This window comes from Streptomyces sp. Isolate_45 (assembly GCF_024721315.2).
GTDB lineage: Bacteria > Actinomycetota > Actinomycetes > Streptomycetales > Streptomycetaceae > Streptomyces.
This window is the reverse complement of sequence record NZ_JANFAK020000219.1, coordinates 1-11,885: the sequence shown is the minus strand read 5'-3', so window position 1 is coordinate 11,885 and position 11,885 is coordinate 1. Positions and strand designations below refer to the sequence as shown.

Below are 11,885 nucleotides of genomic sequence, written 5' to 3'. Positions count from 1 at the left end.
CCCCCCCCCCCCCCCCCCCCCCCCCCCCCCCCCCCCCCCCCCCCCCCCCCCCCCCCCCCCCCCCCCCCCCCCACGCCGCCCCGCGGGCTCAGCCCGCGGCCGCCATCGGGCTCCGGGGCCGCCACGGGCGGCACATCCCGAAGAAGAAGGCCGCCGACAGCAGCGAACAGGCGAGCTGGACCAGCGCCATCGGCACGGCCGTGTCCTCGCCGGCGATCCCCACCAGGGGCGAGGCGATGGCCCCGACGAGGAACGAGGAGGTGCCCAGCAGCGCCGACGCCGACCCGGCCGCGTGCGGGGTCCGCATCAGGGCCTGCGCGTTGGTGTTCGGCAGCAGCAGGCCCATCGCCGACATCAGCACGAACAGGGCGGTGGCGACCGGGAACAGCCCGACCTTCCCGAACACCCCGGTCGACATCAGCAGCAGCGCCACGGACGCGACGGTGATGATCCCGATCCCGGCGGCCAGCGCCTTGTCCAGGCTGACCCGGCCGACCAGCAGCTTCCCGTTGATCTGGCCGACGACGATCAGCCCGACGGAGTTCACGCCGAACAACAGGCTGAAGGCCTGCGGGGAGGCCCCGTAGATCTCCTGCACCACGAACGGCGATGCGGATATGTAGGAGAACAGCACCGCGAAGGCGAAGCCGCCCGTCAGGGTGTATCCGGCGAAGACCCGGTCGCCGAGCAGTCCGCGCATGGTCCGCAGGGCCGCGCCCACGCCGCCGGTCTGACGCCGCTCGGGCGGCAGCGTCTCGTCGAGGGTGCGCCAGACGACCGCCGTGAGCGCGGCGCCGACGACGGTCAGCACGACGAAGACCCCCCGCCAGTCGGCGAACCGCAGCACCTGGCCGCCGATCAGCGGCGCGACGATCGGGGCCGCCCCCGAGATCAGCATCAGCGTGGAGAAGAACCGAGCCATCTCGACCCCGTCGTACAGGTCGCGCACCACCGCCCGCGCGATGACGATGGCGGCCGCCCCGGCCAGCCCCTGGAGGAGCCGGAAGCCGATCAGCAGTTCGGCGGTCGGGGCCAGGGCGCAGATCGCGGTGGCGAGGACGTAGACGACCATGCCGATGAGCAGGGGCCTGCGACGGCCCCACTTGTCGCTCATCGGGCCGATGACCAGCTGCCCCAGTGCCATGCCCGCGAGGCAGGAGGTCAGGGTGAGCTGAACGGTCGCGGCCGGGCTGTTCAGGGCGTTGGTGACCTCCGGCAGCGCCGGCAGGTACATGTCCATGGACAGCGGGGGGAGGGCGGTGAGCCCGCCCAGTACGAAGGTGACGAGCAGGCCGGTGCGCCGTGCGGCCGCCAGGGGTGCGGGCGCGGCGCCGACTTCCGGGACGCCGACGACGGCGTTCGCGGCGGCGGGGTTCGGTGCGGGGACGGAGGATATTTCGGGGGACGGCTCGGGCGACGACCCGTGCGAGGGGGCCGTCGAGGGGCCTCTCTCCGACATGCGGAACTCCAGTCTTTTCATCTGCTTTACGCACCCCTGACCGACCCATGCTCTCAGCTGTCGGAACGTCCGTGGCCCCGCCGGCGGTGTGACGTAGCCTGCGGCCCCATGAGCGCACGTCTGAGCAAGATCGCAGTAGTGACCGGGGCCGGCTCCGGTATCGGCCGCTCCGTGGCCCTGACCCTGGCGGGGGCCGGCTGGTCCGTGGCCGTGGCCGGACGCCGGACCGGACCCCTGGAGGAGACCGCCGCGGCGGCCGGGCCCGGCGCGGACGTGCTCCCCGTACGCGCCGACGTCAGCGACCCCGACGACGTGAACGCGCTCTTCGCGGCCGTGCGCGAGCGCTACGGCCGCCTCGACCTGCTCTTCAACAACGCCGGCACCTTCGGCCCCGGCGGGGTCCCGCTGGAGGACATCTCCTACGAGGCCTGGCGGGCCGTCGTCGACGTCAACCTGACCGGCGCCTTCCTCTGTGCGCAGGCGGCCTTCCGGCAGATGAAGGACCAGGACCCGCAGGGCGGCCGGATCATCAACAACGGCTCCATCTCCGCCCACGTCCCGCGCCCGAACTCCATCGCCTACACGGCGACCAAGCACGCCATGACCGGCCTGACGAAGTCCCTCTCCCTGGACGGGCGCCCCCACCGGATCGCCTGCGGACAGGTCGACATCGGCAACGCGGCGACCGAGATGACCGAGCGGATGCAGACCGGCATCCTCCAGGCCAACGGACAGCTCGCGGTGGAGCCCGTCATGGACGCCGCCGACGTCGCCCGCACGGTGCTGCACATGGCGGAGCTGCCGCTGGAGGCGAACGTGCAGTTCGCGACGGTGATGGCGACGGCCATGCCGTACATCGGCCGCGGCTGAGACCGCGTCACCGGAAGGCCGAGCCCGCCTCCCGAACGGGCCGGCCGCCGGGAATGGTGCCCGGCCCGCCGCGGTTGAGTCGATCATGACGACTGAAGTGCTGCGCTACACCGCCTTTTCCGACGACCCCGCAGGCGGCAACCCCGCCGGGGTCGTCCTCGACGCCTCCGGCCTCGACGAGGACGCCATGCTGGCCGTCGCCGCCCGGCTCGGTTACAGCGAGACGGCCTTCCTCACCGGCCCCGCCGGACCGGCGGAGCCCGGGGAAACGGCCCCGGAGCCCGGCCGAGGCTTCACCGTCCGGTACTTCAGCCCGAAGGCGGAGGTGCCGTTCTGCGGGCACGCCACCGTGGCCGCCGCCGTGGCGCTGGCCGAGCGGATCGGGCCGGGGGAGCTGGTCTTCGACACCCGGGCCGGCACCGTACCGGTGTCCGTCACCTCCGAGGAGGGGCGCCTGCGGGCCACCCTGACCAGCGTCGTCCCGCACGTCGAGGACATCGCGGCGGACGACCTCGCCGAGGCCCTGGCCGCCCTGGACTGGCCCGCAGCCGACCTCGACCCCGAACTGCCGCCGCGCGTCGCCTACGCCGGCGCCCGCCACCTCGTGCTCGGCGCGGCCACCCGCGCCCGCCTCGCCGACCTGGCGTACGACTTCCCCCGGCTGGAGGCCCTGATGCGGCGCCTGGACCTGATCACGGTCCAGCTCGTGCACCGCGCCGGCCCGACCCTCTTCCACGTCCGCGACCCCTTCCCGGTCGGCGGCGTCGTGGAGGACCCCGCCACCGGGGCCGCCGCGGCCGCCTTCGGGGCGTACGCCCGGCAGCTCGCCCTGGTCCCCGAGGACGCGGTGCTCACCCTCCACCAGGGCGAGGACATGGGCCGCCCCGGCGTCCTGACCGTCGAGCTGCGGGCCGGCGATCCCCGGGTGCGGGTGGCCGGCGCGGGCGTGCGCATCCCCTGATGCGACTGCTCGCGTACGCGGAGGCCGACCTCCCGGAGGAACTCGCCGCCCGGATCGCCGCCCTGGAGGCGACGGCCTGGCCCGGCGCCGGCCCCGGACACGACCCGGCCCTCACCCCGCGGGCGTTGCTGCTGGTGGACGCCGACGGGACGGTCGGCGCCTCGTTGGCGCTGCTGTACAAGGAGGTCCCGCTCGCCGGCCGGACCTGCCGCGCGGCCGGGCTCAGCTCGGTGGTGACCCGGCCCGAGCTGCGCGGGCGGGGCCTGGGCGGTCGGCTGGTGGCGGCGGCCCGCACGGCCCTGGCCGCCGACCCCGCCGTGGACCTGGCGCTGTTCAGCTGCGACCGGCCCCTCGTCCCCTTCTACGGGGCGGCCGGCTTCGACGCCCTGCCGGGCACCGTCCTGGTCGGCGGGACCCCCGAGGACCCGCTGGCCACCGACGCCCCCGGCTTCGACAAGGCCGTCCTCGCGGCGTTCTTCACCCCGGACCCGGACGCCGACCGCGCCGCGCTGACCGGGACCCGCGTCCCGCTCCACCCGGGGAACACCGACCGGCTCTGGTGACGGCGTGCCCCGGGGCCCGGCGGCGGCTCAACCCCCGGTGGTACCGCCCGGGGCCCGCGCCGAGGCCCCGGCGGGCGTGCCCGATGGCCTGCCCGAGCGGACCGGCAGCAGGAACAGCGTCAGGACCACCCCCAGGTACAGCGCCCACACCACGAGCTGGAGGACCGTCGGGTCGGGCTGGAAGTTGAAGACGCCCTTGAGCAGGACCCCGTACCAACTGTCCGGCGGGACGGTGTCGCTGATGTCGAAGGCCCTGTTCTCCAGGCCGCCGAGGAAACGGGCCTCCTGGAGGTCGTGCACCCCGTACGCGAGGACGCCCGCGGCGACGACGACGAGCATGCCGCCGGTCCACGTGAAGAACTTCGACAGGTTGATCCTGAGCGCGCCGCGGTAGAACAGCCACGCCAGCACGATCGCCGTCGCGATGCCCAGCAGCACCCCGATCAGCGGCGCGGAGGAACCCTCTCCACTGGCCCGCACCGAGGCCCACACGAACAGGGCGGTCTCCAGCCCCTCGCGACCCACCGCGAGGAAGGCGGTGGCCACGAGGGCGCCGGTGCCCAGCGCGAGCGCCGCGTCGAGCCTGCCCTGCAACTCGCCCTTCAGGTGCCGCGCGGTGCGCTTCATCCAGAAGACCATCCACGTCACCAGGCCGACCGCGACGATCGACAGGGTGCCGCCGATCAGCTCCTGCGCCTCGAAGGTCAGCTCCTGCGTGCCGAATTCGAGCAGGGCGCCGAAGGCGAGCGAGAGCGCGCAGGCGATCCCGACGCCGATCCACACCGGGCGCAGCGCGGCCCGGTTGTCGGTCTTGACCAGGTAGGCGACCAGGATGCAGACGACGAGGCCCGCTTCCAGGCCCTCGCGCAGGCCGATCAGATAGTTGCCGAACACGGCGGTTCCTCTCCGGAGGGGACTACGCGAACAGCGTCCGGCCCCACCAGTCGTCCTCGTCGCGGACGCCCGGCGGGACGGCGAAGACCGCCGAACCCACGTGCTGGATGTATTCGTTGAGTACGTCGGACTTGGCCAGGCCGCGCTGGATCGGTACGAAGCCCGTCCGGACGTCACGCTGGTAGGCGAGGAAGAACAGGCCCGCGTCGAGCCGGCCCAGGCCGTCCGTCCCGTCGGTGAAGGAGTAGCCGCGGCGCAGGATCGTGGCCCCGTTGTTGGAGTCCGGGTGGGCGAGGCGGACGTGCGCCTCGGGTTTCATCGCCTTCAGGAAGGGCTCGTCGCGCTCCTTGGACTTGCCGACGGGAGCGCCCTCGCCCTTGTCCCGGCCGAAGATGTCCTCCTGCTCCTGGAGGGAGGTGCGGTCCCACGTCTCGATGTTCATGCGGATGCGTCGGGCGACCAGGTACGAGCCGCCGGCCATCCAGTCCCCGCCGTCCACGGAGCCGACCCACACGTGCTCGTCCAGGGCGGCGGTGTCGGTGCCGGAGATGTTCCGGGTGCCGTCCTTGAAGCCCATCATGTTGCGCGGGGTCTGCTCGTCGGGAGTGGTGGACGAGGTCTTGCCGAAGCCGAGCTGCGACCAGCGCATCGCGGTCCGGCCGAAGCCGATGCGGGCGAGCTGGCGGATGGCGTGCACCGCGACCTGCGGGTCGTCGGCGCAGGCCTGGACGCAGAGGTCGCCGCCGGAGCGGGCCGGGTCCAGGTTGTCACCGGGGAAGAGCTCCAGGTCCACGAGGGCTTCCGGACGCCTGCCCTCCAGTCCGAAGCGGTCCTTCGCGAACAGGTTGGGGCCGAAGCCGATGGTCAGGGTGAGGCGGGAGGCCTTCAGGCCGAGGGCCTCGCCGGTGTCGTCCGGCGGGGCCTCGGGGAGTCCGCCGAAGCCGCCCTCGCCGACCGGCAGGCCGGCCGTCATCAGCCGGGCGGCCGCGGTCCACTCCTTGAGCAGCGCGACCAGCTCGGCGCGGTCCTTGGTCCTGACGTCGAAGGCCGCGAAGTGCAGCCGGTCCTGGACGGGGGTCGCGATGCCGGCCTGGTGCGGGCCGTGGAACGGTACGGCCGCGCCGGACACGGCCGCCGGGACCGGGTCCGATCCGGCGCGGAGGGCGGCGACCCCGCCGCCGGTCGCGGCGGCGCCGAGCGCGAGCCCGGCCCCGCCCCAGCCGAGCAGGGCGCGCCGCGAGGGACCGTCCGCCGTACGACCGGTCTCCTCCGGGCCCGGCACCGAGTCACCCATCTGCCTCTCCCGCCTCTCCCGTTCGCCGGTTACTTGACGACCGCGGCGGCCAGCTTGGACAGCGGCTCCGCGAGCGCGTTCACGCCGTCCGAGAGCTCCTTGCGCTCCGCCTCGCCGACCTTGTCGTACGAGGTGAACTCGTAGGAGGTCTTGTCGGCGCGGTACTTGTCGAGGAGCAGGGTCAGCGCGGCGAACTGGGTGTCCAGCTGCTTGGTGAGCGCCGCGTCGTTCTTCTCGGCGGTCGGCTTCAGCAGCTCGTACGACTTCTGCGCGCCCTCGACGTTGGCCTTGAAGTCGACGAGGTCGGTGTGGCTGTAGCGCTCCTCCTCACCGGTGACCTTGCCGGTCGCCACCTCGTCGAGGAGTTCCTTGGCGCCGTTGGCCATGGAGGTGGGGGTGATCTCCGCCTGGCCGACCTTCTTCTGCCAGTCGGTGAGGTCGGCGATCAGGGTGTCGGCGAGCTTCTTGTCGTTGTCGTCGATCTTGTTGTCCTGGAAGAGGGACTTCTCCAGGCGGTGCCAGCCGGTCCAGTCCTTCGCCGGGTCCTGGCCGGCCTCCAGGCCGTCCTCGCGGACGTCGACCTTCGGGTCGATGTCGCCGAAGGACTCGGCCACCGGCTCGGTGCGCTCCCAGCCGATGCGGGAGGGGGCGTACGCCTTCTTCGCGGCCTCGACGTCCCCGGCCTTGACGGCGTCGGCGAACGCCTGCGCCTTCGGGAGCGTCTCGTCGGCCTGCTCCTGCACGTACTTGCGGTACGCGGCGACCGCGGCGTCCAGTTCGGGGCTGCGCTTCTCGCCGCCGCCCCGGCCGGTGGCCTTGACCTTCTGGCGGATCCCGTCGCCCTTCATGCCGGGCTTGCAGACGATCTCGTAGTCGCCGGCCTTGATCTCCGCGGTGATGGAGGCCTTGGTGCCGGGGCCGATGTTCTCCCGTTCGGTGACGATCCGGTCGTCGGGGAAGAGCACGTACAGCTCGGTGACCTTGGAGCCCTTGTTCTCGACGTCGATGGTGACCTTGCCCGCCGGGAACTCCTTCGCGGAGACCTCGCAGGCGCTGTCGGACGCCTTCACGCCGATCGCGTCGGAGCCCGTACCGCCGCTCTTCTCGGCGCAGCCGGTGACGGCGGTGAGCGCGGCCACGGCGGCGGCCGCGGTGAGGACGGTGATGCGGGCGGGGCGCATGGGGGCTCCTGGCGAGGCTGATGACGGGGAAGAAGACCAAGTGAGGCAGGCCTAACTTAACCGAGGCTTACCTCACCTGAACCCGCCCGTCCAGTGAATCACCTCTCACACTTCCGCCCCGGACACAAGCCCGTCACGGCCCCGCCATTTCGCCCTCAAGCAGTGGTCAAGCGCGGGTCAAGTCGGGGTCCGCGGACACTCCCGCGCGGCGGTCGTCGGCTTCCGGTCGGGCCGGCTCGCGCAGCGGAACGACGAGCGGCGCACCGGTGCGCGGGTGCGGGAACACCTCCACCGGCTGCCGGTAGACCCGGCTCAGGAGCTCGTCGCGGAACACCTCGGACGGGACCCCGTCCGCCGCGATCCGGCCGTCGTGGAGCACGGCCGCCCGGTCCGCGTACGCCGCCGCCAGCCCGAGGTCGTGCAGGACGACGACCACCGCGTCCCCGGCCGCCGCCCGCTCCCGGCAGATCCGCAGCACCAGCTCCTGGTGGCGCAGGTCCAGCGCCGCCGTGGGCTCGTCGAGCAGCAGCAGCGGGGCCCGCTGGGCGAGGACGCGGGCCAGTGCGACGCGGGCCCGTTCGCCTCCGGACAGGGCGGAGAAGGGGCGTCGGGCGAAGTGGGTGACCTCGGTGGCGGCCATGGCGGCGGCCACCTCGTCGTCGTCCGCGTCGGCGAACGCGGTGCCCGCCCAGGGCGCGCGGCCCATCCGTACGACGTCCGCCACGGGGAAGGGGAACGACAGGGCGGCCGACTGGGGGAGCACGGAGCGGCGCAGGGCCAGATCGGGCGCCGACCAGTCGCCCACCGGGCGCCCGTCGATCCGTACGGTCCCGGAGGTGGCGGGCAGGTCGGCGGCGAGCGCGGCGAGCAGGGAGGACTTGCCCGCGCCGTTCGGTCCGACCAGCGCGAGCACCTCGCCCGCCACGGCGGTCAGGCCGATGCCGGAGAGGACCTCACGGTCCCCGAGCCGCAGGCGCAGGTCCTCGATCTCGGCGACGGCGGCCCCGGGCAGCGGCCGGTCCGGGACCGTCCGCCTGCTCCGGGCGAACAGCCCGGTCAGCTTGCTGGTCACGCCCAGCCTCCTTGCTTGCGGCGGGTGCGACGCAGCAGCCAGAAGAAGAACGGGCTGCCGATCAGGGCGGTCAGCACGCCGAGGGGCAACTCGGCGGGCTGGGCGAGGGTGCGGGCGGCCAGGTCGCCCGCGAGCAGGACGAGGGCCCCGGCCAGCGCGCTGCCGGGCACCAGGAAGCGGTGCCCGGGGCCGTTCGCCATCCGCAGCAGGTGCGGGACGAGCAGGCCGACGAAGGTGATGACGCCGGCGACGGCGACGGCCGCCGCCGTCAGCAGCGCCACCACCAGGATCAGGGCGAGGCGCAGCCGCTCGACGTCGATGCCGAGGTGGCGGGCGGGGCGCTCGCCGAGTGCGAGCAGGTCGAGCTTGCGGGCGTAGAAGGGGGCGACGAGCAGACCGGCGAGCGCGCAGGGGAGCACGGCGAGCACCTTGGGCCAGGTGGCCTGGGCGAGCGAGCCGAGCTGCCAGAAGGTGATCTGGTTGACCTGGCCGCTGTCCGCGAAAAAGATGAACATGCCGATCAGGGCGCCCGCGAAGGCGTTCACGGCGATGCCGGTGAGGATCAGGGTGACGACCTCGGTCCGGCCGCCGTTGCGGGACAGCAGGTACACGGCGCCGACGGTGATCAGCCCCGCGACGAAGGCGCAGGCCGTGATGGTCCAGTTCCCGAGGAAGGTGAGGCCGAGTCCGATCGCGGCGACCGCGCCGACGGCGGCGCCCGCAGAGATGCCGATCACGCCGGGCTCGGCGAGCGGGTTGCCGAAGACGCCCTGCATCAGGGCGCCCGCGCAGCCGAGGCTGGATCCGACCAGCAGCGCGAGCACGACGCGGGGCAGCCGTACGTTCCACAACACGCTCTCCCCGACCCGGTCGAGGGCGGCGCCGCCGAGGCCCATGCGGTGCTGGACGGAGGCGAGTACGTCCCCGGTCGGGATGCGGTACGCGCCGGTCCCGGCGGAGAGGAGCGCGAACGCGACGAGGGCGGCGGCGAGGGCGACGGTGAGCACCAGGGCCCGGCGACCGTGTGGCCCGGCGGGACCCGCGTCGGGTCCGGCGGGCGTTTCGGGCCGCTCCGGCGCCGCGGGCCCCTTCGGGTCCGAGGTGGGGTCGGGTCGCGCGGCCCCGGCCGGCCGGGCGGCGTCGGAACCGGTCGCCTGCGGGGGATCGTAGGAGAGGGTCACGCTCAGGCGCCCTTGCCGTAGAGCTGCGCGACCAGGGAGGAGAGCACCTGGTCGGTGCGGGGGCCGTAGTTGAGCAGGACGCCGTCGTCGACGCTGACCACCCGGCGGTCCATGCCGGCCGGGGTCTGGGCGACGCCCGGGACCTTGACCAGGCCGTCGACCCCGCCGACCGATTCGAGGCCCTTGGTCATGACCAGGATCGCGTCGGGCGCGGCGGCGGCGAGGGCCTCGCTGGTGATCGGGGTGAAGTCCTTGCCGAGGCCGGAATCCTTGCCGGTGTCCACGGCGCCCGCGGCCTCAAGCAGCGAGGCGGCGCCGGAGTCGGAGCCGCCGAGCAGGTACACGGAGGCGGTGCCGCGCAGGTAGAGGAAGGCCACGCGGGGCTTCTTCCCGGAGGCGGCCGGAACGTCCTTGCGGGCGGCGGCGATCCGGTCGGCGGTGCGCCGGTTGAGCTGCGTACCGGCGTCCTTGACGCCCAGGGCGCCGGCCACCGCGTCGATCCGCTTCGGGACGTCCTCCAGTGCCTTGGCGGGGGCGATCACCAGGACCGGGATCCCGGCGTCGCGGATCTGCTGAATCGCTTCCGCGGGACCGGTGGTGGTCTCGGCCAGCACCAGCGTCGGGCGCAGCGACAACACGCTCTCGGCGGAGACGTCGTGTCCACGTGTCACCACCGGCAGGGAGGAGGCCTGCTCGAAGGTGGCGGTGATGTCCCGTGCGACGACCCGCTTGCCGAGCCCGAGGGTCTGGACGATCTCGTTGAGGCTGCCCGTGAGCGGGATGATCCGGTCGGCGGATGTGACGGTCACCCGGGCGCCGTCCGCCGAGGGCACCGTCACCGGCAGGGCCGGGACCGGTGCGGCGGCGAGCGGTTCGATCCGGTCCGGGACGGCCGCGGCGCTCGCCGCGGGGGAATTCTCGGGGGTGGCCGTACCTCCGCAACCCGTCACCGCCAGGGCCATCGCCACGAGGGCAACGGCGAGGCGGGGGAAGCGTTTTGACGCGGCGGGCGTAGGCACGAAGGCACCGTCCTGATCGTCCGACTGGGGGCTCTGAGGTTCTGCCGGCGCGGGGGGTTCCCCCCTCGACCGGGATAGCTTAGGTTAGCCTAACCTCGCTTGCTAGACCCTGGAGGGGACGTTCATGCCCGCAAGATCCGTCCGTGTGTTCGCCGTCGCCCTGCTGGCGGCCTTGCTGGGAGTCCTGCTCCCGGCCACCGCGGCTCATGCGGCGAGCCGTACCGTACAGGGCGGCCGACTGGACTGGGGCGTCAAGTCCTCCTTCCAGAGCTACGTCACCGGTCCCATCGCCAAGGGCGGCTTCAAGCTGCGGAGCGGAGCCGCCACGGTCGGCGGCAGCCTCTTCCGCTTCCACTCGGCGAACGGCTCCTACGACCCGGACACGGGTGAGTTCACGGCGTCCTTCACCGGCGGCGTGGCCTTCCAGGGCCACCAGAAGCCGGACGGCGCGTACGAACTGGACATGACCGTCAGCCGGCCGACCGTCAGGATCTCCGGCGGCAGCGGCACCCTCTACCTGGACGTCTCCAGCAAGGCCAAGGACACCGGGGCGGTCACCAACCAGTCCCAGGTCCCCTTCGCCACCCTGGGTCTGGGCGGGATCGACATGAAGGGCGGCGGCAGCCCGCTCGCCCTCACCAACGTTCCGACCACCCTCACGGAACAGGGCGCCAAGGCCTTCGCCGGGTACTACCAGGCCGGCGCGCGGCTCGATCCGCTCTCGCTGTCCGCCGACGTCAGGGCCCCGACCGCAGAACAGCCCGCGCAGCAGCCCTCGCAGACGGCGAGCACCCCCGCCGCGACCCCGCAGACGCAGGGCGCCTTCACCGACGCCGCCGTCGACTGGGGCATCCGCCGCACCTTCCGCGAGTACGTCACCGGCTCCATCGGTCAGGGCAGGTGGACCCTCGCCGAAGGCGCCCAGGACGGCGGAGCCCTCTTCCGCTTCCCCCAGGGCAAGGGCTCGTACGACGGCCGGAAGGGCACTCTCGACGCCGCGTTCGCCGGTACCGTCCACTTCACCGGCGCCCACCTGGACCTCAAGCTCGCCAAGGTGGGCGTCAAGGTCGAGAACGGCAAGGGCGTCCTGTCCGCCGACGTCACCACCGGTACGGAGACCAGGAACGCGGTGGCGCTCGTCGAGTTCGACGCCAAGGCGCTGAAGACCGAGGGCAACCTCGCCACCGTGACCGAGGCCCCGGCCACCCTCACCGAGGGCGGCTCCCAGGCCTTCAACTCGATGTACAAGGCCGGCACCGAGATGGACCCGATCTCGCTCGCCGTCGCCCTGGACGGCGGCGCACAACTGCCCGCCCTGCCCGACCTGGGTTCCACCGCCGCCCCGGCGCCGGCCCCCGCGACGGCCTCGCCGTCCGCCACCCCCGCCGCGG

General features: G+C 73.4%; 11 protein-coding genes. 4 read left to right on the top strand and 7 right to left on the bottom strand.

Features of this window, described 5'->3' with window-relative positions; all coding sequences use genetic code 11:
• Positions 1-88 precede the first annotated feature (88 nt).
• Positions 89-1,459 carry a multidrug effflux MFS transporter gene (locus NOD94_RS37350; RefSeq protein ID WP_281210686.1) on the bottom strand — a complete coding sequence of 457 codons (1,371 nt, stop codon included), beginning with the start codon at positions 1,457-1,459 and terminating at the stop codon, positions 89-91.
• A 108-nt stretch (positions 1,460-1,567) separates the two neighbouring features.
• Between NOD94_RS37350 and NOD94_RS37345 the strand changes: the two genes are divergently transcribed.
• From NOD94_RS37345 to NOD94_RS37335, 3 genes are all read left to right on the top strand, one after another.
• Positions 1,568-2,329, top strand: coding sequence for an SDR family oxidoreductase (locus NOD94_RS37345; RefSeq protein WP_281210685.1), 762 nt, complete (start codon positions 1,568-1,570; stop codon positions 2,327-2,329).
• Positions 2,330-2,414: 85 nt separating this feature from the next.
• Complete coding sequence (locus tag NOD94_RS37340; RefSeq protein WP_281210684.1) at positions 2,415-3,290, top strand: PhzF family phenazine biosynthesis isomerase; 876 nt, start codon at positions 2,415-2,417, stop codon at positions 3,288-3,290.
• Entirely contained in the window at positions 3,290-3,853 is a 564-nt protein-coding gene (locus tag NOD94_RS37335; RefSeq protein WP_281210683.1) for a GNAT family N-acetyltransferase, read from the top strand. Before NOD94_RS37340 ends, NOD94_RS37335 begins: the two co-directional genes overlap by 1 nt.
• Positions 3,854-3,880: 27 nt before the next feature.
• On the opposite strand, the gene efeU is transcribed toward NOD94_RS37335, so the two are convergent.
• The 6 genes from efeU to NOD94_RS37305 all read right to left on the bottom strand — a co-directional run bounded on the left by efeU (position 3,881) and on the right by NOD94_RS37305 (position 10,437).
• Positions 3,881-4,747, bottom strand: coding sequence for an iron uptake transporter permease EfeU (gene efeU, locus NOD94_RS37330; protein WP_281210682.1), 867 nt, complete (start codon positions 4,745-4,747; stop codon positions 3,881-3,883).
• Between the two features lie 22 nt (positions 4,748-4,769).
• Positions 4,770-6,041, bottom strand: coding sequence for an iron uptake transporter deferrochelatase/peroxidase subunit (gene efeB / locus NOD94_RS37325; protein ID WP_281210681.1), 1,272 nt, complete (start codon positions 6,039-6,041; stop codon positions 4,770-4,772).
• Between the two features lie 29 nt (positions 6,042-6,070).
• Entirely contained in the window at positions 6,071-7,222 is a 1,152-nt protein-coding gene (efeO, locus tag NOD94_RS37320; RefSeq protein WP_281210680.1) for an iron uptake system protein EfeO, read from the bottom strand.
• A 166-nt stretch (positions 7,223-7,388) separates the two neighbouring features.
• Positions 7,389-8,300 carry a heme ABC transporter ATP-binding protein gene (locus tag NOD94_RS37315; protein WP_348652372.1) on the bottom strand — a complete coding sequence of 304 codons (912 nt, stop codon included), beginning with the start codon at positions 8,298-8,300 and terminating at the stop codon, positions 7,389-7,391.
• Positions 8,291-9,475: an iron ABC transporter permease gene (locus NOD94_RS37310; RefSeq protein WP_281210679.1), complete on the bottom strand. Its 1,185-nt coding sequence runs from the start codon at positions 9,473-9,475 to the stop codon at positions 8,291-8,293. Before NOD94_RS37310 ends, NOD94_RS37315 begins: the two co-directional genes overlap by 10 nt.
• A 2-nt stretch (positions 9,476-9,477) precedes the next feature.
• Positions 9,478-10,437: an ABC transporter substrate-binding protein gene (locus NOD94_RS37305; protein ID WP_281210687.1), complete on the bottom strand. Its 960-nt coding sequence runs from the start codon at positions 10,435-10,437 to the stop codon at positions 9,478-9,480.
• Positions 10,438-10,618: 181 nt separating this feature from the next.
• Between NOD94_RS37305 and NOD94_RS37300 the strand changes: the two genes are divergently transcribed.
• The coding region (locus NOD94_RS37300; protein ID WP_281210678.1) for an HtaA domain-containing protein at positions 10,619-11,885 on the top strand (1,267 nt) is incomplete at its 3' end.